Here is a 26,619-nt window from a genome sequence, read left to right as displayed (position 1 = left end):
CTATTTATTAAACTAAATTAAGTGTAATAAAAGTAAAATAAACAGGGGGTTTTATCGTTTTTATCATACAAAAATCCCCTGAAGATAGTTTGTCCTTCAGGGGATTGATCATACATCGTATTTATCGTTTTCCTTTTAAATAAGGTGTGCCAAGTGCTTTCGGTGCATCTGCACGTCCGATGAAGCCAGTAAGTGCTAGGATCGTAAGCACATATGGGGCAATGAGCATGTACACGTTCGGTATATCTTGAAACAGCGGTAAGAGAGAGCCAATGATGCTTAAACTTTGTGCAAATCCAAAGAATAAAGCAGCGCCCATTGCGCCAAATGGATGCCATTTACCGAATACAAGCGCAGCTAAAGCGATGAATCCTTGACCAGTAATGGTCGCGTGTGAGAAATCAAGCGCGATGGTTGAAGCATAAACAGCTCCGCCAAGACCGCCAAACAGACCACTAATGAAGACGCCAATATAGCGCATCCGGTACACTTTGATCCCCATTGTATCAGCAGCCATTGGATGCTCACCGACTGCACGGAGACGAAGACCAAACGGCATTTTAAATAAAACGAACCAAGCAACAACCGCAAGAACTAATGCAAGTATGGATGTATAATAGACATCTTTAAAGAAGATATCACCAATAATCGGAATATCACTTAAAAGGGGAATATCTCCTTTATAAAAAGGCTCTGTAATTTTATCAGTTTGTGCTTTCCCGTAAATAAGTTTCACGACAAACAGTGTAGCGCCAAGCGCAAGCATGTTAATGGCAACACCACTAACCGTTTGATCTGCTCTAAACGTAATGGTCGCAACAGCGTGAATAAGTGAGAACAATCCGCCAATGACCATTCCGACGAGAAGCCCAAGCCACGGGGTCAAGGCCCCAAACGTATCAGCAAAAAATAGGTTAAAGATAATACTGGAAAATGCTCCGACGACCATCAAACCTTCAAGACCGATATTGACAACACCTGATCTTTCTGAAAAGACGCCTCCAAGAGCGGTTAAAATAAGTGGTGCAGCATAAACAAGTGTAGCTGGGACGATGATTTCAAGAATTTGCAGAAATCCCACTTATTTTCCCCCCTTTTTCTTCATTTGTTGAATGACAAGACGGATAATATAGCTTGAGGCGACGAAAAGAATAATGATCGCAATGACAATATCAACGACCTCAGTCGGTACGCCAGATTCAAGCGGCATATTTAAAGCACCGACCTTCAATCCACCAAGTAATAGTGCAGCAAGAACGACACCAATGGCTGTATTTCCACCTAATAAGGCAACAGCGATTCCGTCGAAACCGACGCCTGTAAACGAGCCTTTAATAGAGGCATATTCAAATGTGCCAAGACCTTCCATTGCGCCTGCAAGCCCTGCAAAAGCACCTGAAATGAGCATCGCATAAATGATATTGCGGCGAACGTTCATGCCGGCATAATGTGATGCCTGCTGGTTCATCCCGACAGCCCGTAATTCAAAGCCTTTAGAGGTTTTTTGAATAATGACCCACATCACGACTGCCGCAATAATGGCAACAAAAATGCCGTTATGCATTCGTGAGAAATCGGTTATTTGCTCAAAAAATCCAGAGCGAAGCGAGGCAGTGGCATCAATTTTTTCTGTTTTATCTTTATTGTTTGTTAAGACATTTGAGATCAAATAGTTCGTCACATGAAGGGCAATGTAGTTCATCATGATGGTGACAATGACTTCATGGACATAAAAACGTGCCTTTAAAAATCCAGGAATAAAGCCCCATAATGCACCTGCGGCAGCAGCCGTGATGAGTGCGAGAGGCAGGTGGATATAGGCAGGTGCATGGACGGTTGTTCCGACCCATACAGCAGCTACCCAGCCAATGAGCATTTGACCTTCTACCCCGATATTAAAGAGGCCTGTCCGAAATGCAAAGGCAACAGCAAGTCCTGATAAAATATAAGGTGTCACTTGTCTGATGGTTTCTCCCATATAATATGTTTCACCGAAGACGCCATTCCAAAGGGCGCCATAGCCTTCGATGACACTATAGCCGCTTGCAAGCATAATAATGGCCCCAACGAAAAGACCAAGTACAATGGCTATCAGCGGAATCAGCAGATTTGTTAAGCGATTAGACATTTGCTTCTTTCCCCACTTCCTGTTGCGTACTTCCAGCCATTAATAGACCAAGCTCCTGCTCTGTTGTTTCTTTTGGATCAACAATGGCAATCATGCTGCCTTCGAAAATCACAGCAATCTTATCACTGACATTGATAATTTCATCAAGCTCAAATGAGATGAGGAGGACGGCTTTGCCTGTGTCCCTTTGCTCAATGAGGCGCTTATGAACAAATTCAATCGCACCAACATCAAGTCCACGTGTCGGCTGAGCGGCAATTAATAAATCAGGATTTCGGTCAACTTCACGGCCGATAATGGCTTTTTGCTGGTTACCGCCTGACAGGGCGCGTGCTTCTGTATATTCACTCGGTGTCCGTACGTCATATTCAGTTATGATTCGTTTTGCTTTTTGATAAATGTTTTTCATATTCATCAAGCCAAATTTCGAGTAAGGGCGCTGATAATATGTTTGTAAGGAAATATTTTCTCCTATTGAAAAATCGAGCACAAGTCCGTGCTTATGACGGTCTTGAGGAATATGTCCAATACCAGATTCGGTGACCTTACGAGGCGGGAGGTTTTGAATGGCTTTCCCGTTTAGCATGATCGTGCCGGATTCTGATTTTTTTAGACCTGTAATGGCTTCAATTAATTCAGATTGACCATTGCCATCTACCCCAGCAATTCCTACAATTTCGCCAGCCTTCACTGAGAGGTTCAGTTGTTTGACTGCTTCGATTCCTCGTGCGTCTTTTACTGTCAGATCTTGAATTTGAAGCACTTCCTCAGCAGGAGAGGCTGCTTTTTTGTCTGTTTTAAATGAAACTTCCCTGCCGACCATTAAGCTTGCAAGCTCGTCTTTATTGGTGCTTTCCACATCAAGTGTACGAATGCCCTGGCCTTTTCGAATAATGGTGACGCGATGACAGGCATCCATAATTTCTTTCAGCTTGTGGGTAATTAAAATAATGGATTTGCCTTCATTGATTAAATTTTTCATAATTTGTATGAGTTCTTTTATTTCTTGAGGTGTTAAGACGGCTGTTGGTTCGTCGAAGATCAAAATGTCAGCGCCGCGGTAAAGTGTCTTTAAGATTTCTGCACGCTGCTGCATTCCGACAGAGATGTCAGATACTTTTGCGGCAGGGTCTATTTTCAAACCATAGCGGTCAGAAAGCTCTTGCACTTGCTGTATGGCTTGTTCTTTATCAATCTTTCCAAACTTCTTTGGCTCTTTCCCTAAAATGATGTTTTCAGCAACAGTGAATGTATCGACAAGCATAAAGTGCTGATGCACCATTCCGATGCCTAAATCACTAGCATCATTTGGACTAGAGATGGTCACAGGTTTTCCGTGTACCTTGATTTCACCTTTTTCAGGCTGATATAGTCCGAAAAGTACGTTCATGAGCGTTGATTTTCCAGCGCCGTTTTCACCAAGCAGCGCATGAATTTCGCCCTTTTTTAGCTGCAGCGTAATGTTGTCGTTTGCTACAATGCCAGGGAATTCTTTGCGTATATTCAACATTTCAATGACATAATCCACAGGTTTAACCGCTCCTTTTTTAGGGTGCTGATGAAGATAAAAACTAGCAAAAGAAAAGCTGCAAATCAAGGCTGCAGCTTTTCTTTTACCACCTTTTACGAATAAAGAGGAGGTAAAGGAGAGGCAAGGGGATAAGGCGCTTATCCCGATGCTCAAATTAAGCTTTAAAATCTTTTAGTTCATCACGTGTTGCAGGGATTTTGACTTCGCCCTTGATGATCTTTTGTTTCCATTCTTCTACTTTCTTCAATACATCTTTGTCAAGGTTGTCCTGAGATGGAGAGATGTCAACGCCGCCTTCTTTCAGACCGTATGTGATCACTTCGCCGCCAGGGAATTTACCTTCTTTTGCTTTCGTCGTTAAGTCTTGTACTGCTGTGTCTACTTTCTTAATCATAGAAGTAAGAGTGACACTTTGCTTTGTTCCAGGTACCTTTCCTTCGTCATACTGGTCTTTATCTACACCGATGACCCAAACTTTACGGTTAGGATCAGCTTTTTTCAGGTTTTTCGCTTCTGTGAAGACACCAGTTCCAGTGCCGCCAGCTGCATGATAAATGATGTCGACGCCAGATTTGTACATACTTTCAGCTGTTGCTTTACCGATGTCTGCTTTATCGAATGCCCCAGCATATTTCACTTCAACTTTTGCTTTCGGGTTAGCTGCTTCAACGCCTGCGCGGAATCCAACTTCGAATTTTCTGATTAATTCAGAGTCAACGCCGCCAACAAAACCGATTTTGTTCGACTTTGTAGAAAGAGCAGCTGCAACACCAACAAGGAATGATCCTTCGTTTTCGTTAAACATAATGCTTGCTACGTTGTCTTTTTTCACTACTGCATCAACGATACCAAAGTGATTTTTTTTACGTTGATCTGCGATTTCACTAATAGAATCTTGCATTAAGAAACCAATTCCATAAATGAGGTCGAATTTCTCACGAGCAAGTGTGTTTAAGTTTGTTGTATAGTCAGCATCTGATTTAGATTGTAAGTAATCAAAACCGTTTTTACCTTTTGTTAAATTGTTGTCTTTCCCAAATGCTTGTAGACCTTCCCAAGCTGATTGGTTAAATGATTTGTCATCGACACCACCGACGTCAGTTACCATTGCAACAGTGAATTGATCTTTATCTTTTTTGCTTTCACCGCTGTTTGAGCCGGAGTTGCCGCATGCTCCAAGGATGGTTCCTGCTGCTACGACTAAGGACAATGCTAGTCCAATTTTGCGCTTCTTCAAAACATAACCCCCTATAAAATTTAAAAGTTTCAGAAAAGTCTCGCGAAAAATGACCGACCTCTATCTTCTCTTCCTTGTGAAAAGGGTATTTTATCCTGCTTTCTCAAGAAACTTATGGAGTGCAGGAGAGAAGATGTAAGACATCAGACTTATATCTCGTTGAACTAATCAATCATAATTTATCATTTCCGATCGAATAAATAAATAGAAATTTGTTTTATTTTAAAAAAAATGTTAAAAGGCTTCATTCGATGTCTTTTTTTATAGACTGAAATATGATATAATGCCGCTTTTGCAATGTGCTCTATTACAGTGGAACTACTGATATCAAGGGGTTTGTTACATCGCATGCCATAAAAAAACATCTGGCCTTTGTGAAAGGTCAGATGCGTCAAATTATAGATATTGCTGGATTAAATTCATATTGCTTGTATTGAGTTTATATTGGAAAACAGGACGTCCAATTGTCCCATATGCCATTTCCACATCAACTACTTCGATGTCCTCAAGGAATTTCAAGTATTTTCTAATAGAGACTTGAGAGATTTCTGTATGATTGGCTAGGTCTTCGGTCGTGAAAGCCTGCTGACCAAATGATTGAATGCTTGTCCAGATAAGTTTGAGGGTGCTTTTGGTCAGGCCTTTTGGCAGAAGGACTTTTTCCGCCTCTGCTTTTTTATGAAAGAGCTTCGCATCTAAATCATTTTGCGAGATGCTGTTCATCGATTGGTACAAGGCGTGTTTTCTTTTATACTCTGCTAAAGCTGATTGGAATCGTTCGAATTCAAAGGGCTTGATTAAATAATCAACGGCTCCGTTTCGCATCGTTTGCTGCACAACGTCGACTTCATTCGCAGCAGAAATGACGATGACATCAACGGAATGATTTTGCTGACGAATTTCTGATAATAGCGCCAGCCCATTTTGTCCAGGCATATAAATATCGAGCAGTACAAGATGAATGACTTCTGTTTTTAAACATTCTAGTGCCTTCTGAAAGGAGGTGGCGATTCCCTTTAACTCAAAGCCATCTATTTGGCTCAAGTAGCGTTTGTTTAGCTCCCCAACCATTGGATCATCTTCTACTATTAACACATTAATCATGTGAATCCTCCTTTTGTTTATACGGAATGCGGAGACTAAAGGTCGTTCCTTCTCCTTTTTCACTCGTGACAATCATATGTCCGTTCAATTTTTTGATGCTTTGGTCAACGAAGTAGAGCCCGAATCCTCTGTCTTCTCCTTTTGTTGAAAAGCCTTGATCAAACATGATGTTCTGTTCTTCTTTTGTCAGACCGACACCTGTGTCCGTGATTTCAATATGAAGCTGCTCCTGGACGTATCGGAATGAGATCGAGATATTTCTGATTTCTGTATGAGAAACAGCATCGAGTGCGTTATTTAACAAGTTGCCGATAACGGTAATGAGATCATGCGTCACTGCTGGGTCCTCTGTGTTTGGGACTTGTGTGCTGCAAATGACTTCTAAGGTAGCGCCTTGTTCCCTGATGTAGCTTTGTTTTCCTAGTAAAAATCCTGCTAAGACAGAGTTTTTCACATGGTTGATGATTTCATTTGTTTCTGTTTGCTGATAAATTGCTATATCTTTGATATAGGTGCCAAGGTCCTCGTAATTTTTGAGCTGGACCAATCCTAAAATCACATGAAGCTTGTTCATAAATTCGTGTGACTGGGCACGAAGGGCATTGGCATACATCTTGACGCCGCTTAGCTGCTCAGCGAGGTGTTTGACTTCTGTTTTGTCACGGAAGGTAGCAATCGCCCCAACAATCTCACCTTTTACCGTAATCGGCACCTCGTTAAAGACAAGTTCCAGTCCATTCATTCTCACGTCACGATCAAGCAGAGGCTTGCGTGTTTCAATCACTTGCTTTAAGCCGCTTGAAGGGAGGAGAGTCTGAACATCTTGTTCTCTAGGATCAACTTGAATGCCCATATTATGAAAGAGGCGTTTGGCTTCTAGATTGGCGAGCTTAATCTTACCGTGCTGATCAACGGCAAGAATGCCTTCTTTTGTTGATTCTAGCATGGCGCTTCTTTCTTTTAATAATGTGGCGATCTCATCCGGCTCCAGCCCAAACATAATCTTCTTCACTTTTCGCGCAACAATGAGTGCACCGATAATGCCAGACAGAAGGCTAAGTGATGTGACGAAGTAGAGCGGAAGTAAGCTTTGATGAATAATCAAATCAATTTCCTTTAACGTAATCCCTACTGCTACAGCCCCGAGCTGCTTTCCGTTTTGATCATAAACAGGAACAAAAGCACGCATGGATCTGCCTAGTGTTCCAGAAGCCGTACTAATATGTTCTTTACCGTGTAATGCCGGTTTTTCATCACCGCCAGCAAACGGCTTCCCGATCTTTTGCGGATTCGGATGTGTTTTGCGGATGCCGTTCATATCCATGACGACAACAAATTCAGTTTTGGTGATTCGCTGAACACTTGTTGTATATTCACGCAGTGCTGAGTATGAATGATTTTCTAATGATTCCGCCGTGATCGGTGCCTCTGCGACCATTTTGGCAGTGGAGAGGGCAATGTCACGTTCCTGCTGATGAATGTTCTTGGCTGTTTCCGACCATATCGTAAAGAATGTGATACAAATGGAGATCAGGACAACGATACAGACAAAGATCGTCAGCCGTGTTTGCAGTCTTAAAGTTTTTTTCACGAGTATACCCCTAACTCACGATTTTTTCGTAATAGTAATACTTTAACGGGAAAATGTAAGTTTGTGAAGGAATGTACGTGCAAAAACACAAATTTGATGCTGTTCCCATTTTACGTTGAAAGTATCTTGTCAATCCGTTTTAAGTGAGCCATAATAAATGTGAGCTTATGAGAAAGGAACTATTTATGAAAAATACATATTTGACTGGATATTTTCCGCTGATTTCTATTTTACTATTCAGCTCTGCTTTTTCGATTTTTACAGTAGGCATCATCACTGATTTCTTGACTCAGGCAGGTATTTTAAAAGGAATGCTGGAGTTCTTTTCAGAACAGGGCATCCGTCTTGCTCTTTTTGCCGCATGTGCACTTATTTATTTTATGATCTTATCTGCCTTAAAACTGATTGCAGATACGGTGTTAGAGCTGGCGCTACTTTTTTTCGCAAAGGACCCTGAAGGGGAGAACTTAAAGAAAATTCGGATTGCATCCGTTGTTTATTTGTTTGCCAGCTTACTTGCCTTTCTGTTGACGCAGCAGCTGATTCTGCTTGTGGGACTTTTTGTTTTAGCAAGTCTTGTTTATTTTATCTGGGTTATTGTACGCATTTATCAATCGCTCTCTATGCTGAATTTAATTGGATTTATGATGTTTATTTTGCTATTTTGGGCCACGTTTTTGATCGGCATTTTGTACTTATTTATTAAGCTTTATAACAGTGTGATGGCGAGTCTGCCTGCTTAAACAGACGAAAGAAAGCATCCTCCGATGATGGAGGATGCTCAGCGTGTAGACAACCCCTCGCATTCGGTGTCAGTCCTGCGTGCCGGTGCTCACGAATGTCAAATTCGCTCCGCTCCGGTACTCGTCCTTCCTAGACTTCAAGGGTTTTCTATCACGCTGAAAAGAAGACAAAGGGCTAAAATAAAGATCATTTTAGCCCTTTGTCAACAATCTGAGCATCCTCTGATGATGGAGGGTGCTTTTTTTATGAAAGAAATCGTTTTTGAATATCGGGTGTAGGCATCATACAGGATGTTTTTTGACCAAACCATTTGTAGCGGTTTTTCGCGATCAGTTGATAAAACCAATCGCGGATTGGACGCGGAATGGCGAGGAGCAAATAGCTCCACCGGTATATTCCTGTTAGATGCCGTGCAGCTTTTAAAATGCCTGTCGACTTCATATAAAGAGTGCCTTCTTCAATATAAATGAATGAATTGAACTCATCTAAAGGCAAACCATGTTCTTGTAAAATTCGCTGCCCTGTATCTGATTGTAATGAAGCAAACATCATCCGCTCATTCGGATCACGCTTAATCACAAACTGAACAGCGCCGCTGCACACGTTGCAGACACCGTCAAATAAAATTAAATGGGGTGGATGTGTTGAATGCATCGCAATCAAACCTCCTGTTTATCTGGCGTATTGCATCGTATTTTTCCAAATACGTAAGTGCGGGCTTGAGCTATAAATGGATTCAACGGTTCCTCTATCTCTTCCGACCCATACACCCATTGTGTATTGATCGGTCAGCCCAACAAACCAAATGTCTTTGTAGTCATTGGATGTCCCCGTTTTACCACCGATGTATGGGGAATTGAAATTCGCTTTTTTTCCTGTTCCACTTTGCACAACGGAGGTAAGCAGTTTGCGCATCGTTTCATTTGTACGCTGAGAATACACTTGCTTCGGCGATTCCTTCCACTTGTAAAGGGTTTTGCCGTTTAAGTCTGTCACCTTTGTGATTGAATGACTTTGCGTGTAGGCACCTTGATTGCCAAAGACGGTATACGCATCCGTTATTTCTAGCGGTGAGAAGCCTTTCGTAAATCCTCCAAGTGCAGAAGGAAGACGATAATCATCCGCTACAATATGCTCGAATGAGAATTTCTCTAAATAGCTGAAGCCTTTTTTGACACCGACTGTATCCAGCATTCGGATTGCAGGGGTATTGTAAGAATTCTTAAAGGCTGTTTCAAGTGTGACCGTTCCATACGTTTTATGATTATAGTTCTGCGGACAGTATCCGCTGCTGCAAAACTTGCCGGCACTGATGGTGCTTGAAGCCGTTGCCCCGGTTTGATCAATATAAGGACCATAGTCTAAAAGCGGCTTAATCGCAGAACCGGGCTGTCTTTGCGCTTGATAGGCGTAGTTGAAATCAAACTTTTTGTAGTTTTTCCCGCCAGCAAGTGCAACAATTTGATGGGTTTCATGGTTAATGACTGCTGATCCGCCTTCCACACCTTGATAAGGCAATTGAGTATTGAGCTGATAGACCGCTCTTTGCTGTAAGGAAGGATCAAGTGCTGTATAAATCTTCACGCCATCCTGGAGCAGGGCACTGACCTTTTCAGATAAATCTTTTTGAATGGCTTTTTTCGCTCCTGCTGTTTTGGCCTTCTTCAATCGTTTTGTAAAGCCTTCCTGATCAGACACAAGATCGGTAAATTCCTCATTGGCATATGTCACATAGTCAGGGTAAAGATTTTTCTTTTCACTTAAGGACAAGCTGATTTTTTCTTTGACGGCTTTTTTGTATTGCTTCTTGGTGATGACGCCATCTTTCTTCAAAATACCGAGCAGCCGTTCTTGGCGTTTCTTTGTGTGTTTGAATTGTTTCAATGGGTCATACAGCGTTGGGTTGTTTGGAATAGCAGAGATAAATGCCATCTGTGCCAGCGACAAAGAACTAAGCGGCTTATCAAAATAGTAATTAGCCGCAGAACCTACACCGTAAACACCGTTACTGAAATAAATCGTATTTAAATAGCTTTCGAGAATTTCATCTTTAGTGAATTTACGCTCTAGTTCATAGGAATAGAGCAGCTCTGTAAACTTTCGGCTGAACGAACGTTCATGGCTTAAATATAAGTTGCGGGATAACTGCTGTGTGATGGTACTGGCTCCTTGGCTAATGCCTTGGTTTTTGACATTTGCGGCAAGGGCGCGAACAACTCCCATAAAGTCAATGCCTTTATGGTCATAAAAGTTGCGGTCCTCTGAGCGGAGGAACAGCTCCTTCACAGGATCAGGGATTTTATCGTATTTCACGAAAACGCGGTTCTCATCGTTCGATACGATCTCGGAGATAAGAGAACCATCCCGATCATACATATAACTGTTTTGGGAAAAATCTATCTTTTCCAGCTTGATTTTTTGATCAAGCACTTTGTTAACAGGCTTTACACTTGCAGCTTCTTCCTTTGATAGATAAAAAGTCAGAACAAATAGTGGGATGAGGGCAGCAAGTAATAACCAACCAATGATTGCACGAAACATGAGGTCACTCACTTTCTTCAGATTTCTAGCCATATCGTACCATTCTTTTGCGAATACGAGAAGGTTATTTTTAGAAAAGAACGGGCGTGAAGTCTAGTAGAGAAGGCATCTAGACATGAAAAAAGAGTATCTGATGATGGATCAGACACTCCTTTCTTTTGCCTTTGAGTGTGAGCGAACCCCCCATAAAAATAACGCGCCAAAAAGAAAAATGACGGCGGTCACATAAAAGACAGCTGGAATCCCGTAATGGCTCGCTACAATGCCGCCAATGACTGGACCGACGACATTCCCGAGAAATCGGAAACTGACATTGTATCCGAGCACTTCCCCTTGCATGGAGGCAGGTGCTTTGATTCGAATATACGCCGTCGTACACGGAATAATCCCGCCTAGTGCCATCCCGTATAGAAAACGGAAAATGACTAACATCACGTAGGAGTCCGCCATTGCTTGCGGGATGAATAAAATAGAGGAGAGGATGAGAAGGGCAAGCAGCACCTTATCGTGTCCGATTCGATCTCCAAGATCTCCCCATTTTCGCGTAAACAGCAAATTTCCAAGTCCTGTTGCAGAAAACGCCAGTCCCGCATAAAAGGCGAGATTGACTGGGCCGTGCAAATCATGAATGTATAAAGCTAAAAGCGGCTGGATACTAAAGTTCCCCACTTGCGTAATAAACGTTAAAAGCATCGTGACCACAAGCAAAGGCTGTTTGAAAATATGAACGATGACATCTTTTCGTGAGTAAGAAACGCGCTTTGATTCTTTTGACCGAATCGGCTGTTCCTTCACACCGAAGATAATGACAAAAGCAGACACATAAATGACAGCGGCTGTTAAGAAAAACGTATAAATGAAGCCAACGCTGTCTGCCATGAGTCCGCCCATTAATGGACCGAACAATCCTCCGGCGACATTACTCATCTGCATGGTTCCTAATGTTTTACCGGCAGTTGCCTTTTCAGTCTGAGCAGAAATCAGCGCCATTGAAGTAGAGATAAAGCCTGTTACAAGCCCCATGAAGAGCCGCAGTGCGAATAGCTGATAAACGGTTTGAACAAGCCCCATTAATAGAATACTTGTGGCAATCCCAATGCCGTTAATCAGCAAAATCTTTTTATAGCCGTGCCTGTCACCAATCCGTCCCCAAATTGGAGAAATCAGAAAGGCCGTTAAAAACGTGACCCCAAAGACATAGCCGCTCCATCTTTGGACAAATTCATTCGAATAGCTGCTATCAAGAGATTCTATGTAAAGTGATAAAAAAGGGACGATCATTGTAATGCTGGCAGATACAAAAAAGTTCACAAACCACATGATGTACAAGTTTTTTTTCCTGTTTGTGATAGAGACCACCTTCTTTATTTATTTCGTGTTCCTTAATAATTATAAAGGAAAATAAACGATCTTTCATCTGATGAATAGGTTGGGCATAGTGAATCTGCATTATTTTCAAGAAAATGAAGTGATTTCAAGATCCGTCTTAATATAATGATATCAGGATGAAAAACAGACGAGAAAGTGGGGTGAGACTGGTGGAACAGAAGACGCTGCTTGTGGTCGATTTTGAATTTACGATGCCTGATGGAAAATATCATCCACAAAATTTTTTCCCTGAAATTATTGAAGCTGGGGTAGTGAAAGCAACAAGTGAAACGATCATAGACACCTTCTCAAGCTACGTCAAACCGAAAAAGTTCCCGAAGCTGACAAAGCGTTGTAAAACTTTTCTCGGAATTACGCAGCAGGATGTAGAGAGCGGGATTTCATTTGAGGCGTTTATCGAGAAGCTCGTGTCACTTGATGGGGGCGAAGACTGTGAAATTATCACGTGGGGAAATATGGACATGAAGGTATTGAAGCAAAACTGTATGCTCAATCACATTGCCTTTCCTTTTAAAGGAAAGCTGCGGGACCTCGCTTTTGAATATAAAACCTTTTTTGGTGATAGAACACTTACAGGGCTGCGAAAAGCGGCAAAGGAGTACGGCAGTGAAGGAGCTGGTAAGCATCATAAAGCACTCGATGATGCCATGACCACTTATCAGCTGTTAACCCTTTTTGAAAAAGACAGAGCCTATGTGGAAAATCCGCAAACAACCAAAATTGGTGAACTCATCGATTTCTCTCACTTTTTTGATTCGACTGATTAGCGGGCGTCTTCTGGAAAATAATCTTTTTCAAGAGAAGATAGGCACGCTCTTGATTTTTCAGCCCATTTGGAATCATCCGCACTAAGCGCTTTTTTCAATTTGTCTACGGCTTCTTTCAGTGACGATTGATAATCGGGTATGTCGCCATCGTAAGGCTTCACCATATGATGAGGGATATTCGTCTGTTCTCTATGGGCCAAAGCTCGCCTCTCCTGAAAAAAAGGCACGTCTGCTTCTTTAGGATGATGCAGGTCGCCTTGAGTGGGATGTGTCAGAACCGCTTTTACTTGCACGAGATAGGTCGATGGTTTAACTGCGGTCACTTCCCCAACGTAAACACCTGTTTTGTAAAAACCTTTCACAACTTGTCCAATTTGAATGTCTGTCATGTGAAATTCCTCCATTTCCTTCTCGCGGGAAGGTATTTCATTTCTTTTAGCCAATATAGTGAAGTAAACGAGCAAAAGGGGGAATGGCGAATGATGTCGTTCATCGCACTCTTTCTACTGTATTTTCCTGAAGATAAAAGGGAGTACATCCCAGCGGCAATCACTACGGTGCTTTTCTTTATTGCTGCATTTATTTGCTTTCGTCTGATCGTTCGTGCGTCTAAGAAGCAGGAGCAGATAGACGAAAAAAGGACAAAAAAAATGGATTGATCATTTTCTCCTTGTGTCTTCAGGAAACTTCACGGTGACTGTTGTACCAGACTGCAGCGAGCTTTTGAAACGAATGGTTCCATGGTGATTTTCTATGATAGAAAAAGTCACTGTCAGCCCAAGTCCAGTCCCTTTATTTTTCAAGGTGTAATATGGTTCGCCAAGCTTTTTCATTTGGTTTTCTGTCATGCCTACACCGTTATCAACGAAATAAAGGCATATTTTATGATTTTCTTTTGAAGCAAAAAGTTCAATTTTCCCTTCGTGATCGGGGGCTGCTTCAATCGCATTTTTGATTAAATTAATCATGACTTGCTTGATCTTCGTTTCATCACCTTGAATGTATAAGTCTGGTTCAATGGATTGATGAATCGTGACCGATTTAAAATTCGCATAGGATGTCATCAGTGATGCACATTCCTCAAGTAATTTAGACAGATTGAGAGATTCAATTTGATAATAGTTTTGTTTTGCAATATCAAGATAACTCGTGATAATGTCCTGCGCGCGATCTAACTCGGACAGAACGAGGTTTTTATAATCTTTATTGGTCGACGGTTCTTTTGCATTGTCGCTAGAAAAAAGCAATTGAATAAACCCTCTCACAACTGTAAGCGGATTGCGTACTTCATGGGCGACACTTGCAGCGAGTTCACTTACAATGGTCAGCTTTTCTGACTGGACGAGCTGTGTTCTCATTTGCGCATTTTCTTTGACGAATTCAATGGAATAGATACTTAGCACAAGAAAGAATATGTAGTAAAGAGTTGAGAAAAATAACTCAAGGAACTTTTGCTGCATAATAAAAGCTGGGCTGTATTCCATTAAGCTGACCACAAACAGTCCAATGTAAATGAAGATTCCTTTGGACAGACCAATGAGTACTCCGTATAACAGCTTTTTCATTTTCGAATATTGACGCCATTTCCGGTAGAACAGGAAAGGGATGAAAAAGTAAATCGGTACAACGATGAGTCCAACCCATAAGAAAGAGCCATACATCACGAATTTGACAATGGAGCTAAACAAGATAGCGACGATTCCAGCAGTGTACCCTCCGTATAAAATGGCAAGTACAAGGGGAATCGATTGAAGCCCAGTCTGCAAATCTAAAATCGAACCAACTGGATACATAATACATAGTGCTGAAGAGATGGATGCAAATATTGTGATGAGCAGTTTATTCCTTTTTGGGAAATGAGCAGGGGTCCGGCTTAGCCATAGCGCATGATATAAAAAGATTGGAAATAGAATAAAAGATACATGGAGCAGAAAATCCTTGAACATTTCCATTTAAATGCTCTCCTCGTAAATAATTGTAATTCCTCTCATTATATCATTTCATGTACAAAGTAGATATGATAAAAGGAGGGTTTTTTTCTTTAAAAAGAACACCCGCTAGGATGTTCTTTTGATAACTGGTCTTATGTGGTTGATAGAGTGAACGCTTGATGAAGGCGTTTTAAACCCTCTTTCACCGTTAGAGCAGGACAGCCGATATTCATCCGAATAAAGCCGTCTCCTTCATGCCCATACACGTGTCCAAGCTCTAGTATGACTTTCCCCTTTTTTAGCAAATTCCGTTTCAATTCCGCTTGAGTCAATTGATAATCACGAATGTCCAGCCACAATAAATAAGAAGCATCTGGTTTCATATAACGCATATTCGGAAGATGTTCGTCAATATAGTCCATCGCAATCTTCATATTGTTTTCGAGATAAAGAACAAGTGAATCAAGCCATTCATCTCCAAGACGATATGCCGCTTCCATCGCAGGAATGGCAAATGCATTCAGTTTGGCCAGCCCGTTTCTTTGTAATTCATTGGTGAAAAGGGTTCTTTTTTCTTCATCAGAAATGATAATGGCAGATGCCTGAAGCCCAGCTAAATTAAATGTTTTACTCGGCGCAATACAGGTCACTGTGATATTTGCTATGTTGTCAGAAAGACTAGCGAAAGGCACATGCGGCTTCCCGGAAAGCATCAGATCAGAATGAATCTCATCTGAAACGACTGTGACACCATGCTGCACACATAAGTCTCCCACTCGTTTTAATTCGTCTTTTGACCACGCTCTCCCAGAAGGATTATGCGGATGACAAAGGAACATCAGCTTCGCTTGTGGTCTACTTAGTTTTTTCTCTAAATCATCAAAATCCATCATGTAGCGGTTGTTTTCTATTTTTAAAGGATTGGTTGAGACAGTACGTCCATTTCTTTCAATCATTTGATAAAAAGGCGTATACACTGGAGACTGAATGACCACTTCATCATTCGGTGCTGTAAAGGCTTGGACAGCAAAACTAAGTGCCGTCACGATACCTGGTGTGAAGGTGACAGCATCTGTCTGAATCGTCCATCCATGTCTTCTTTTGAGCCAGTCAGCCACTGCCTGCTGCGTATCCTGATCCTGAAATGCATAGCCAAATACGCCGTGATCTAATCGTTCTTTTAATGCATCAAGGACGACCTGGGGCGCTTTAAAATCCATATCTGCCACCCACATCGGCAGTGCATCTGTTGTGAGGAACAAAGACTCTGCTTGATCCCATTTCACTGATTTTGAACCTTTACGTATGATCTGTTCGTCGAAATTCATGAAAACCACCTCTAGCCGTTTTTCAACCATTGTTGGTTGTGCTAAAATAAACATCACAAAATTTATTATAAGCGGTGATACCCATGAAAGATAGTCAAGCTGTAGAAGAGATGATTCAATTCATTAAGGCATGGGACCCTTTTCATTATGGAGAGGACTTTTATGAAACGGAGCCTGCTGACGTCATCAGTGCATTATACGACGCAGAGAACCCGTTATCTTTAGCAAAAGAGATTCAAGCCATTTACCACCACTCATTTGAGCAGCTTCTTCCGATAGAGAGCTGTCAAGATACAGCGAATCAGCTTTTTGTCATAAGAGACAGCAGCTTCTGCTCACGCTAAGACAGGCTGAAATTGCCGATTTGATCAGACACAAAGACCGGATTTTCCTCAGGAATGAGGTGCCCGGTTTTTTTTAATGCATGTAAGGTCGAGTGCGGCAAATCTTTGTGCAGTCTTTCGCCTACTTGAATGGGAACGATCCGATCCTCCTTGCCCCAAATGAGCAGCACGGGTGTCTCCATTTTCTTTAGGACATCTGACGTCAAATCACCTTCTCGGTGCCGTACCAAACGTAAAAGACCTCTAAAAATTTTATCATCAGAAAAAGGCTTTAAATATCCGTCCACCATCTCTTGATCAATAATCGAATGATCATGCACAACAGCGGTTAAATTTTTCATAATGCCTTGCTTTAAAAGCTGTCTTTTTAGAAATAGATAAAAATAAGGAATATAAGTGCTGTAAACAAGCGATCTTTTGGACTTATTCAAATACCCTGAGCTGCATAAAAGTACCGCCTTTTCAAATAGGTCTGGGCGTTCAGAGGCAGCGTATAAGGCAATTTGTCCGCCCATTGAATGACCGACTAGAATCGCATGCTGAATCTGCAAGTAACCTGCTAGTTCAATAATGATTTTGCCCATGTTGCGATAGCTGTAGATAAAGGTATTCGACTTCTCGGACTGCCCAAATGGAGGCAGATCGATCGCAATTAAATTGAAATCTTGTTTCAGAAGCGGGATGAGCTTTCGATAGCTGAAAGTAGAAGAGAAGAGACCGTGAATTAAGATCAATGTCTTCTTTCCCACATTTGGATAGTGTTCGTAATAGATATCTAAACCGAATTTACTTTTCATATAAGCTGGCTGTACAATGTCCACACTCATCACTCCGTTACTTGATACTCACTCTCTGTTAGGTGACTGTATTGTACCCTAAAAAGTGGATTTCAAGCTACGATTAGAATCTTTTCCCTGCTTAGCATAATGGGAAAAACGTGCTATAATGTTCAGAAGATTTTTTAAAACTAGCTTTTACAATCAGAGGTGTGAAATCAAATGAAACTAACAGAAAAAGAAACTGAAATATTAGAGATTTTAGATGAAAACAGCCGCACCGATTTAAATACAATTGCGAAAATGGCAGGTGTGACAGCAGAAGAAGCCGAAGCCATTATTCAAAAACTTGAAGATCAAAAAGTCATTATTGATTATTCGACCATGATTGACTGGCGTAAAGTGGATGGTCACGAAGGCGTCACAGCCATGATTGATGTGAAAGTGACACCGAAAAGAGGTGTCGGATTTGATGAAATTGCTGAACGCATTTACAGGTTTCAGGAAGTGGAGTCTGTGTATTTAATGTCAGGTGTATATGATCTATCTGTTGTGATCCGCGGGAGATCCATGTCTGACATTGCCCGCTTCGTATCTGAAAAATTATCGACACTTGATTCCGTTGTTTCAACAACTACCCACTTCATTTTGAAAAGATATAAACATGATGGGAAAGTGTTTGAAACAGGAGACGATGACAAAAGAATCGTGGTGTCTCCTTAAATGAAAAAGTCTTATTTATCTGAAACGGTACAAAGCATTCAGCCGTCAGGTATTCGGAAATTTTTTGATCTCGCAGCCACAATGGAAGGGGTTATTTCCCTTGGTGTCGGCGAACCAGATTTCGTGACAGCTTGGAATGTCAGAGAAGCAAGCATTATGTCATTAGAACAAGGGCTTACCTCTTATACGGCGAATGCAGGTCTGTTATCTTTGCGAAAAGAACTGAGCCACTATTTATATAAGCGGTTTCACATCGATTACAGTCCTGAAGAAGAACTCATTATTACGGTAGGCGGAAGCCAGGCTCTTGATTTGGCCTTTCGCGCAATTTTAAACGGCGGCGATGAAGTGATCATTCCAGAGCCTTGTTTTGTAGCATACGGGGCACTTACGACACTTGCAGGCGGAGTACCTGTCTATTTAAGTACATCGGCTGAAAAAGATTTCAAAGCAGATTCTGCTGATCTTCGCACGAAGCTGACACCGAAAACAAAAGCCATTTTACTGTGCTCTCCATCAAATCCAACAGGATCTGTTTACTCAAAGGAAGAGCTCGAAGATATTGCCCAATTTGCAAAAGAGCATGACCTTTTAATCATCACTGATGAAATTTATGCTGAACTGACGTACGATGAAGCTTTTACAAGCGTTGCGGCGATTCAAGATATGAAGGAAAGAACGATCTTGATTTCAGGCTTTTCAAAAGGATTTGCTATGACAGGCTGGCGCTTAGGATATGTGGCAGCACCACCTGTCCTGCGCGATGCCATGCTGAAAATACATCAATATTCTATGATGTGTGCTCCGGCTATGGCACAATATGCGGCAGAAGAAGCACTGAAAAATGGACTTGAAGATGTAGAGAAAATGAAGAAAAGCTACAGAAGACGCCGTAATTTGTTTGTTGGCTCCCTCAATGAACTAGGACTGACATGTCATCAGCCAAACGGAGCGTTTTACGCTTTCCCATCCATTAAAAGCACGGGCATGACCTCAGAACAATTTGCTGAGGAGTTGCTGCTAAGCGAAAAAGTAGCAGTTGTCCCTGGAAATGTATTCGGTCCAAGCGGTGAAGGTCATATTCGCTGTTCATATGCTTCGTCACTCGACCATCTTCAGGAATCACTATCAAGAATCCAGCGCTTCTTGCAGGATAGACAAGTGAAAAAAGAAGCACCGGTCATTTTAAAATAAAAAAAGGCATGAGTCCATATGGATTCATGCCTCTCAAATTAGGGGGGAATACTAGAAAGCATTCTTGTTTTCAGGTATTCCCCCTTTTGATATCATCTAAACCCTTTTAAAAAATATTTTGCGTAACTGGCCGTTCTATGATATAGTTTTTAATTGCGTATAAACGAATATTAAAACATTTATTTAGGAGTTGTTATCATGGCGACAAAGTTTGAAGTAGGCAGTGTTTACACTGGTAAAGTAACAGGATTACAAGCGTATGGTGCGTTTGTTGCATTAGATGAAGAAACTCAAGGACTTGTGCATATTTCTGAAGTAACGCATGGCTTCGTAAAAGACATCAACGAGCATCTTTCAATTGGTGACGAAGTTCAAGTGAAAGTTCTTTCTGTTGATGAAAAAGCTGGTAAAATCAGCCTTTCTATCCGTGCTACACAAGAAGCACCTGAAAGAAAAGAAAGTAAACCAAAGAAACAAAGACCACAGCAAGTGAAAGAAGAAGCTGCTACGCCACAAGGTTTCAATACACTTAAAGATAAACTTGAAGAGTGGATTGAGCAATCTAACCGTAAAGACTTAATCAAGAAATAAAAAAAGCACCGCTTCAAACGGTGCCTTAGGCTGCCTCATGGGCAGCCTTTTTTATGTCTTTTTGTTTAGCGAACCTCTGGATTCGGCTCGTCACGGCGAACAGCTTCTTCGCTTGGCTTGAACAACAGACCAAGGTTAACAAGACCTGCAATTCCAACAAGACCATAAATAATACGTGATAATGCAGAACCTTGTCCGCCAAAGATCGCTGCTACTAAGTCAAATTGAAAAAAGCCGATTAGTCCCCAGTTAATAGCACCGATAATCGTGAGCACGAGGGCAATACGCTGAATAGCACTCATCGTGATTCCTCCTTTCGCTACAGCATCAATACATTTATATTTTGCAGATTTTTAGCCAAACTATGCGTAAGAAAATGGATTAAAGCAAATTACTTTACTTTTGGAATGATTGAGGCGCATAATGTAGCGCGAGGAGGAGATCACATGGATCGATTTACTTATTGGAACCCAACGAAATTAATGTTTGGAAAGGGAGAAGTTTCAGCCCTTTCAGATGAACTCAAACACTACGGAAAAAACGTATTGCTCGTATATGGTGGAGGCAGTATTAAACGAAACGGCCTTTATGATCAAGTTGTCAGCATTTTAAAAGAATCAGGAGCTGCAATCACTGAACTTGCTGGGGTTGAGCCGAACCCGCGCTTAACAACTGTAAGAAAAGGGGTTGAGCTTTGCAAAGAGAACCAAGTTGATTTTATTTTGGCAGTCGGCGGCGGAAGTGTCATTGATGCAACGAAAGCGATCGCAGCTGGTGCGAAGTACGATGGAGATGCTTGGGATATCGTCACTCGAAAGCATGTCCCAATGGAAGCCATCCCATTCGGTACGGTTTTAACACTTGCCGCAACAGGCTCTGAAATGAACTCTGGATCCGTCATCACAAACTGGGAAACAAATGAGAAATATGGCTGGGGCAGTCCAGCAGTCTTCCCTAAATTCTCTATTCTTGATCCAGTAAACACATTCACTGTTCCGAAAAATCACACGATTTATGGAATGGTCGACATGATGTCACACGTGTTTGAACAATATTTCCATCACACTGAAAATACACCTTATCAAGATCGTCTGTGTGAAGGACTTCTACGTACCGTCATTGAAACGGCGCCGAAGTTGATCAACGATCTAGAGAACTATGAGCTGCGTGAAACCATCTTATTCACTGGTACAATTGCACTAAATGGAATGCTTTCAATGGGCGCACGTGGTGACTGGGCATCTCACAATATTGAGCATGCAGTATCTGCTGTCTATGATATTCCTCATGCAGGCGGACTTGCGATCTTGTTCCCGAACTGGATGAAGCATGTCATTCAAGAAAATCCAGCCCGCTTTAAGCAATTAGCGGTGCGTGTATTCGATGTGGACCCTGCGGGCAAAACAGACGAAGAAGTAGGCTTAGAAGGTATCGAAAAACTGTCTGCTTTCTGGACGAGCCTAGGTGCACCAAGCCGTTTAGCTGATTATGATATCAACGATGAGAAAATTGATTTAATTGCAGACCGTGCAATGGCACGCGGTGAATTTGGTCAATTTAAAAAGCTAAACAAAGAAGATGTACTAGCCATTTTGAACGCTTCTTTATAATCGAACAACAAAAGATAGCTGCTTACGAGCAGTTATCTCAGCGTGTAGACAAACCCTCGCATTCGTTGTCAGTCCTGCGCGCTGGTGCTCACGAATGTCAAATTCGCTCCGCGCCAGTGCTCGTTCTTCCTAGACTGCAAAGGTTTTCTATCACGCTGAAAAGAAGACAAAGGACTAAAATAAACTTCATTTTAGCCCTTTGTCAGCAATCTAAGATAGCTGCTTTCGAGCAGTTATCTTTTTTTGAGTTCGACGTGTACTTATGTTACAGTAGTCTTTCATGTTTTTGGATATATTCGTCATAAGGAGATGTTGTAATAGATGGAGAACTTTATTTACTATAATCCAACGAAATTAATGTTTGGAAAAGGACAACTAGAAGGACTCAAAAGCGAACTTGCTCGTTATGGGAAACGAGTGTTACTTGTATATGGCGGAGGCAGTATTAAGAAAAATGGTCTTTATGACAATGTCATCAGCGCGTTAAATGAAGCAGAAGCTGAAGTATTTGAGCTGTCTGGCGTTGAACCGAACCCTCGCCTCACAACAGTGAAAAAGGGAATCGACATTTGCCAAAAGGAAAAAATTGATTTCTTATTAGCAGTTGGAGGCGGAAGTGTCATCGATTGTACAAAAGCGATTGCAGCTGGAGCAGAGTATGAAGGTGATGTTTGGGATATTATCTCAAAGAAAACAACTGCTCAAAAAGCATTGCCGTTTGGCACAGTGCTGACGCTTGCGGCGACAGGTTCAGAAATGAACCCAGACTCTGTGATCACAAACTGGGAAACGAATGAAAAATATGTGTGGGGCAGTTCAGTAACTCACCCTGCCTTTTCTATTCTAGACCCTGAGCATACGTATTCTGTCCCAGAAAACCAGACTGTTTATGGAATGGTCGATATGATGAGCCATGTCTTCGAGCAATACTTCCATAATGTAAAAAACACACCTTTACAGGATCGGATGTGTTTTGCTGTTCTTCAAACGGTGATCGAGACAGCACCAAAACTGCTTGAAGACTTACAAAACTATGAGCATCGCGAAACCATTCTTTATGCAGGAACCATTGCTTTAAATGGTACGCTGCAAATGGGCTACTTTGGCGACTGGGCGTCTCATACGATTGAGCATGCTGTATCGGCTGTTTATGACATTCCGCATGCAGGTGGACTTGCGATCCTCTTCCCAAATTGGATGCGCCATACACTCGATCATAATGTGGAACGTTTTAAACATCTCATGCTGAGCATGTTTGACATCGAGACAGAAGGAAAATCAGATCGTGACATCGCATTAGAAGGAATCGATAAGCTGTCAGCCTTCTGGACAAGCCTAGGTGCACCAAGCCGTTTAGCTGATTATGACATTGGTGAAGAGCAACTAGACACAATTGCCGACATTGCAGCGAAAGAAATGGAATACGGTGGTTTTGGTAACTTTATGAAATTAAACCGTGATGACATTCTATCTATTTTGAAAGCCTCTTTATAATTCGGATTGCCGCTTCTCTTCATGAGCAGCGGCTTTTTGCTGCACCAGTGACGATCACTTGATTTCAATAGCTAGTTCCGCTAAAGTGAAAGAGACAGAACTAACGTAATGGAGGGCTTACAAGCGATGACACATATTCAATTTGACTACTCGAAAGCGTTACCTTTCTTTCAAGAACATGAGCTTACATATTTAAAAGATTTTGTGAAGGTAGCCCATCATAATATTCATGAGCAAACGGGTGCAGGCAGTGATTATTTAGGCTGGGTTGACTTGCCTAAGCAATATGATCGCGAAGAATTTGCCTGTATTAAAAAAAGTGCAGAAAAGATTAAGTCTGATTCTGATGTTTTACTCGTTGTAGGAATCGGCGGCTCTTATCTTGGCGCACGTGCGGCGATTGAATTTTTGAACCATTCTTTCTATAACACTTTACCAAAAGGCAAACGCAAGACACCGCAAATCATTTTCATTGGTAACAACATCAGTTCTTCTTATTTAACAGATGTGATGGATCTGCTGGAAGATGCAGACTTCTCCGTTAACGTAATCTCAAAATCTGGAACAACAACAGAGCCAGCCATTGCGTTCCGCATCTTTAAAAAGCTCCTCATTGAGAAATATGGTGCTGAAGAAGCGAAAAAACGTATTTATGCGACAACTGACAAAGCACGCGGGGCACTCAAAACATTAGCAAACGAAGAAGGCTATGAATCATTTATCATCCCTGATGATGTAGGTGGGCGTTATTCCGTTTTAACGGCAGTTGGTCTATTGCCAATCGCTGTGAGTGGAGCAGACATTGATCAAATGATGGAAGGTGCTGCGAAAGCAAGCGAAGACTTCGCTTCATCTGAGCTGTCAGAAAATGCGGCTTATCAATATGCTGTAGTCCGTAATGTCCTTTACAATAAAGGCAGAACAATTGAAATGCTGATTAACTATGAGCCAGGCCTACAATATTTCGCAGAATGGTGGAAGCAATTATTCGGCGAAAGTGAAGGGAAAGATGAAAAAGGGATCTATCCTTCTTCTGCCAACTTCTCAACCGATCTTCATTCACTTGGTCAATATGTGCAAGAGGGAAGAAGAGACTTGTTTGAAACAATCGTGAATGTAGACAAGCCTCGACATGAGCTTGTAATTGAAACAGAAGAACAAGACCTTGATGGCTTAAACTATCTAGCAGGAAAAACGGTCGATTTCGTCAATAAAAAAGCATTTGAAGGGACAATGCTTGCCCATACTGATGGGAAAGTACCGAACCTGATTGTCACCATTCCTGAGATGGATGCTTATACATTCGGATATCTCGTGTACTTCTTCGAGAAAGCATGTGCGATGTCTGGTTATTTACTAGGCGTCAACCCATTCGATCAGCCTGGTGTAGAAGCTTATAAAGTGAATATGTTTGCTTTATTAGGAAAACCGGGCTTCGAAGAGAAAAAGGCAGAGCTTGAAAGTCGTCTAAAACAATCATAAGAACGACAAGGGACACCTTTTGATAAAGGTGTGCCTTTTTTGTTTTCTTATGGTTCATGTGTAAGCTTCCCCATGCTTTGTACATAGAATAATGAGTGGAGGAGAGTGAAGAATCGATGAGAACGAATCATATTTATATTCACGATATTTCTGGTCAGGCGATCGTCAACTTTGGCAATGTTGGACGCATTTGTCCGATGAGTGCTGTGAAGGATACAGAAGGCGCTGGCAGTGCGAATGAGACCAATCCATCTTTCAATCAAAGCTTATTCGATGCCGCTTTTACAAACAATGTGCAAATGACGAAAGGAAGATGCATGAATTCCTCTCTTTAACGAACCCTAAGCAAAAAGGAGGGTTTCGTATGATTCATGTACCATCCAGGCTGACTGGTGAAAGCTTTTCACTATATCATTTGGAAGAAACCATGAAGCCGCTCGGCTACGTCATTAATGGCAATTGGGATTATGATCACGGGTATTTTGATTATAAAATTGATAACCGTGATGGCTATACCTTTCTCAGAGTTCCTTTTACAGCCGAGAAAGGACAGCTGGATCAGCCAGGTGTTGTGGTGAAAGTGGGACATCCATTTCTCTTAAAGCATGTATATCAAGACAAATTAGATGACCATGCGATGGTTGGAAATGTGGGAGCATCCTTTAACCAATTCCAAGAACCAAAAGAGAAAGATGGAGATGTGTCTAAAGCTTATACCGAAGTTGGCTTTTCACTCGTCAAGGAATTAGAAGATGCACTGCTTTAAAGGCTGATCAGCTCATCCTCTGGATGAAGCTCATATCCAAAGGGAGGATTCATCATGGGTCCTTCTTTTTTTTGTACGCCTACGATGATCACATGATGCTCTAGAAAGTGATGGAGCACTGTTAAGAACGTTTCTCCCGCTAATGAAGCTGGTACAGGAATGATGGTGACATGTTTATGCAGTGTCATATTTCGTTTTTTCTTTAACGTCATGAGCTGTTCCTTTAAAAGAAAATGTTCGACCATTAAATGATTCACAGCATCAGATGTATGGATGACTTGATTGGCTCCAGCACGCTCGGCATTTTTCACGTAACGATCTGTTAAAATCTCAATTAGGCAGTATAACGAAGGATTTAATCCTTTTGCTGCGAGCAATGTTAAGACACTCTGCATATCGGCTGTCAATTCATTTTCATGCTGATCTGCGGTAATCATGAGTGTATCTGCGCCTGTAATATTGGCTTTGCGAAGTGTGACATCTTCCGTACCATGTCCTTTAATAAAATGAACATTTTCTAAAAGAGGCCCTTCCTTCAAGGAGTCATCAATCAGTACAATCGGCATGGCTGGATCAATCGTTTGAAACGATTGAAGCAGTTTGCTCGTTTTCTCATTCCAGCCGACGATAATCAGGTGCCCTTTTCCCTTAAAAGTAACTTTCCCCTCTACATAATGGTGCTGCTTGCTAAACACAGCGGCAGCAAGCGTGGCGAAGTAAGCCGTGACAAAGCTTGCACCGATAAAAATGAGAGCCATACCAGCCACTTGTCCAGGCATGGTTTGCGGCACAAAATCACCGTATCCAACAGTAGAGATAGTAATGAGCGCCCACCAGATCCCATCAAAGATCGTATGGTACTGCTTTGGTTCAACTAAAACGATTAATTGACCAAAAAAGAGAAGTATGAAACAAATGATGATGGCAATGCGAAGATAAAGAGGCCACCTTAGCCAAGCGATAAAGATACGGTTTGATTTCATCGGACTCTTCCTTTCAGGAGACTGCTAATGTCAGTATGCCCGATTGAGGAACATTTTTTCATCTTCGTCATGTATTGAAATAGATCCCATATCTTAAAATAAGAGAGGAGAAGGAGGGATTCGAATGTCGTTCGTTCAAAAGACCGTACTTCTTTTTATCGGCGCCCACTTTTTGTCATCTGCTGTGATCTTGCTTGTGTTTGACTTAAATGCTGTGAATCATTTCATGAATGATTTCTCGTGGCTGCGTTTTTTTCAAGACCTATACGGAACGGTGACCTTTTATACAGCATGCTTAGGTGTGTTCTTCTTTTTCATTGGCGCTGTCCTCCCCCTTAAAAAGACCTAGTGCTTTTTGCTGTACA

At 41.7% G+C, this 26,619-nt stretch carries 28 protein-coding genes; 13 read left to right on the top strand and 15 right to left on the bottom strand.

Features of this window, described 5'->3' with window-relative positions; translation table 11 throughout:
- Positions 1-121 precede the first annotated feature (121 nt).
- From R0K30_RS16855 to malK, 6 genes are all read right to left on the bottom strand, one after another.
- The gene (locus tag R0K30_RS16855) at positions 122-1,081 is read right to left on the bottom strand and encodes an ABC transporter permease (RefSeq protein ID WP_099727096.1); all 960 of its coding nucleotides are present in this window, start codon (positions 1,079-1,081) and stop codon (positions 122-124) included.
- Entirely contained in the window at positions 1,082-2,128 is a 1,047-nt protein-coding gene (locus R0K30_RS16850; protein ID WP_410611807.1) for an ABC transporter permease, read from the bottom strand.
- Entirely contained in the window at positions 2,121-3,656 is a 1,536-nt protein-coding gene (locus R0K30_RS16845; RefSeq protein ID WP_099727098.1) for an ABC transporter ATP-binding protein, read from the bottom strand. Before R0K30_RS16845 ends, R0K30_RS16850 begins: the two co-directional genes overlap by 8 nt.
- A 157-nt stretch (positions 3,657-3,813) precedes the next feature.
- Positions 3,814-4,896, bottom strand: coding sequence for a BMP family lipoprotein (locus tag R0K30_RS16840; RefSeq protein WP_099727099.1), 1,083 nt, complete (start codon positions 4,894-4,896; stop codon positions 3,814-3,816).
- A 396-nt stretch (positions 4,897-5,292) separates the two neighbouring features.
- Positions 5,293-6,000 carry a response regulator gene (locus tag R0K30_RS16835; RefSeq protein WP_099727100.1) on the bottom strand — a complete coding sequence of 236 codons (708 nt, stop codon included), beginning with the start codon at positions 5,998-6,000 and terminating at the stop codon, positions 5,293-5,295.
- Positions 5,993-7,591: a malate sensor histidine kinase MalK gene (malK, locus tag R0K30_RS16830; protein ID WP_410611804.1), complete on the bottom strand. Its 1,599-nt coding sequence runs from the start codon at positions 7,589-7,591 to the stop codon at positions 5,993-5,995. The genes R0K30_RS16835 and malK overlap by 8 nt, the downstream gene beginning before the upstream one ends.
- A gap of 185 nt (positions 7,592-7,776) precedes the next feature.
- On the opposite strand from malK, the gene R0K30_RS16825 reads away from it, so the two are divergent.
- Positions 7,777-8,334 (top strand): YufK family protein, encoded by a 558-nt coding sequence (locus R0K30_RS16825; protein ID WP_099727102.1) that lies wholly within the window; start codon positions 7,777-7,779, stop codon positions 8,332-8,334.
- Positions 8,335-8,578: 244 nt separating this feature from the next.
- Here R0K30_RS16825 and R0K30_RS16820 read toward each other — a convergent pair whose 3' ends face one another.
- From R0K30_RS16820 to R0K30_RS16810, 3 genes are all read right to left on the bottom strand, one after another.
- Positions 8,579-8,989, bottom strand: coding sequence for a thiol-disulfide oxidoreductase DCC family protein (locus R0K30_RS16820; protein WP_099727103.1), 411 nt, complete (start codon positions 8,987-8,989; stop codon positions 8,579-8,581).
- An 18-nt stretch (positions 8,990-9,007) separates the two neighbouring features.
- Positions 9,008-10,909, bottom strand: coding sequence for a transglycosylase domain-containing protein (locus tag R0K30_RS16815; RefSeq protein ID WP_410611801.1), 1,902 nt, complete (start codon positions 10,907-10,909; stop codon positions 9,008-9,010).
- Between the two features lie 108 nt (positions 10,910-11,017).
- Positions 11,018-12,196: an MFS transporter gene (locus R0K30_RS16810; protein ID WP_410611838.1), complete on the bottom strand. Its 1,179-nt coding sequence runs from the start codon at positions 12,194-12,196 to the stop codon at positions 11,018-11,020.
- Between the two features lie 218 nt (positions 12,197-12,414).
- On the opposite strand from R0K30_RS16810, the gene kapD reads away from it, so the two are divergent.
- Positions 12,415-13,032 carry a 3'-5' exonuclease KapD gene (gene kapD, locus R0K30_RS16805; protein ID WP_099727106.1) on the top strand — a complete coding sequence of 206 codons (618 nt, stop codon included), beginning with the start codon at positions 12,415-12,417 and terminating at the stop codon, positions 13,030-13,032.
- Here the strand turns inward: kapD and kapB are convergent.
- A complete protein-coding gene (gene kapB / locus R0K30_RS16800) occupies positions 13,029-13,421 on the bottom strand; it encodes a kinase-associated lipoprotein KapB (RefSeq protein WP_230030816.1) in 393 nt (130 codons plus the stop codon). The genes kapD and kapB overlap by 4 nt on opposite strands.
- Positions 13,422-13,511: 90 nt before the next feature.
- Between kapB and R0K30_RS16795 the strand changes: the two genes are divergently transcribed.
- Complete coding sequence (locus tag R0K30_RS16795) at positions 13,512-13,691, top strand: hypothetical protein (RefSeq protein ID WP_034317217.1); 180 nt, start codon at positions 13,512-13,514, stop codon at positions 13,689-13,691.
- On the opposite strand, the gene R0K30_RS16790 is transcribed toward R0K30_RS16795, so the two are convergent.
- Positions 13,692-14,984: an ATP-binding protein gene (locus tag R0K30_RS16790; protein WP_410611798.1), complete on the bottom strand. Its 1,293-nt coding sequence runs from the start codon at positions 14,982-14,984 to the stop codon at positions 13,692-13,694. It lies immediately after the preceding gene.
- 131 nt (positions 14,985-15,115) lie between these two features.
- Positions 15,116-16,291 (bottom strand): MalY/PatB family protein, encoded by a 1,176-nt coding sequence (locus R0K30_RS16785; RefSeq protein WP_410611796.1) that lies wholly within the window; start codon positions 16,289-16,291, stop codon positions 15,116-15,118.
- Between the two features lie 83 nt (positions 16,292-16,374).
- Here R0K30_RS16785 and R0K30_RS16780 point away from each other — a divergent pair, with 83 nt between their 5' ends.
- Positions 16,375-16,635 carry a DUF1871 family protein gene (locus R0K30_RS16780; protein ID WP_249704929.1) on the top strand — a complete coding sequence of 87 codons (261 nt, stop codon included), beginning with the start codon at positions 16,375-16,377 and terminating at the stop codon, positions 16,633-16,635.
- Here the strand turns inward: R0K30_RS16780 and R0K30_RS16775 are convergent.
- Positions 16,632-17,456, bottom strand: a complete 825-nt coding sequence (locus tag R0K30_RS16775) for an alpha/beta fold hydrolase (RefSeq protein ID WP_099727111.1) — start codon at positions 17,454-17,456, stop codon at positions 16,632-16,634. The two genes, R0K30_RS16780 and R0K30_RS16775, sit on opposite strands and share 4 nt — an antisense overlap.
- Before the next feature lie 177 nt (positions 17,457-17,633).
- Here R0K30_RS16775 and R0K30_RS16770 point away from each other — a divergent pair, with 177 nt between their 5' ends.
- The 3 genes from R0K30_RS16770 to yugI all read left to right on the top strand — a co-directional run bounded on the left by R0K30_RS16770 (position 17,634) and on the right by yugI (position 19,919).
- Positions 17,634-18,134, top strand: a complete 501-nt coding sequence (locus R0K30_RS16770) for an Lrp/AsnC family transcriptional regulator (protein WP_410611793.1) — start codon at positions 17,634-17,636, stop codon at positions 18,132-18,134.
- Entirely contained in the window at positions 18,135-19,328 is a 1,194-nt protein-coding gene (locus tag R0K30_RS16765) for an aminotransferase (RefSeq protein ID WP_099727113.1), read from the top strand.
- A gap of 198 nt (positions 19,329-19,526) precedes the next feature.
- The gene (yugI, locus tag R0K30_RS16760; RefSeq protein WP_003213420.1) at positions 19,527-19,919 is read left to right on the top strand and encodes a S1 domain-containing post-transcriptional regulator GSP13; all 393 of its coding nucleotides are present in this window, start codon (positions 19,527-19,529) and stop codon (positions 19,917-19,919) included.
- A 65-nt stretch (positions 19,920-19,984) separates the two neighbouring features.
- Here yugI and R0K30_RS16755 read toward each other — a convergent pair whose 3' ends face one another.
- Positions 19,985-20,221 (bottom strand): DUF378 domain-containing protein, encoded by a 237-nt coding sequence (locus tag R0K30_RS16755; protein ID WP_003212952.1) that lies wholly within the window; start codon positions 20,219-20,221, stop codon positions 19,985-19,987.
- A 144-nt stretch (positions 20,222-20,365) separates the two neighbouring features.
- Between R0K30_RS16755 and R0K30_RS16750 the strand changes: the two genes are divergently transcribed.
- The 5 genes from R0K30_RS16750 to R0K30_RS16730 all read left to right on the top strand — a co-directional run bounded on the left by R0K30_RS16750 (position 20,366) and on the right by R0K30_RS16730 (position 25,271).
- On the top strand, positions 20,366-21,529 hold the full coding sequence (locus tag R0K30_RS16750; protein ID WP_410611790.1) for an iron-containing alcohol dehydrogenase: 1,164 nt from the start codon (positions 20,366-20,368) through the stop codon (positions 21,527-21,529).
- A 321-nt stretch (positions 21,530-21,850) separates the two neighbouring features.
- On the top strand, positions 21,851-23,023 hold the full coding sequence (locus R0K30_RS16745) for an iron-containing alcohol dehydrogenase (protein ID WP_099727116.1): 1,173 nt from the start codon (positions 21,851-21,853) through the stop codon (positions 23,021-23,023).
- 126 nt (positions 23,024-23,149) lie between these two features.
- A complete protein-coding gene (locus tag R0K30_RS16740) occupies positions 23,150-24,505 on the top strand; it encodes a glucose-6-phosphate isomerase (protein ID WP_410611788.1) in 1,356 nt (451 codons plus the stop codon).
- A 116-nt stretch (positions 24,506-24,621) separates the two neighbouring features.
- A complete protein-coding gene (locus tag R0K30_RS16735) occupies positions 24,622-24,840 on the top strand; it encodes a spore germination protein (RefSeq protein WP_099727117.1) in 219 nt (72 codons plus the stop codon).
- A 29-nt stretch (positions 24,841-24,869) separates the two neighbouring features.
- Positions 24,870-25,271: a YugN-like family protein gene (locus tag R0K30_RS16730; protein WP_099727118.1), complete on the top strand. Its 402-nt coding sequence runs from the start codon at positions 24,870-24,872 to the stop codon at positions 25,269-25,271.
- Here the strand turns inward: R0K30_RS16730 and R0K30_RS16725 are convergent.
- Complete coding sequence (locus tag R0K30_RS16725) at positions 25,268-26,254, bottom strand: potassium channel family protein (RefSeq protein WP_099727119.1); 987 nt, start codon at positions 26,252-26,254, stop codon at positions 25,268-25,270. The two genes, R0K30_RS16730 and R0K30_RS16725, sit on opposite strands and share 4 nt — an antisense overlap.
- A gap of 124 nt (positions 26,255-26,378) precedes the next feature.
- Between R0K30_RS16725 and R0K30_RS16720 the strand changes: the two genes are divergently transcribed.
- Positions 26,379-26,603 (top strand): YuzI family membrane protein, encoded by a 225-nt coding sequence (locus R0K30_RS16720; RefSeq protein ID WP_099727120.1) that lies wholly within the window; start codon positions 26,379-26,381, stop codon positions 26,601-26,603.
- Positions 26,604-26,619 lie beyond the last annotated feature (16 nt).

Source organism: Bacillus sp. SIMBA_154, assembly GCF_046536015.1.
GTDB lineage: Bacteria > Bacillota > Bacilli > Bacillales > Bacillaceae > Bacillus > Bacillus pumilus_P.
The sequence above is the reverse complement of the archived record's forward strand: the minus strand, read 5'-3'. Positions and strand labels throughout refer to the sequence as shown.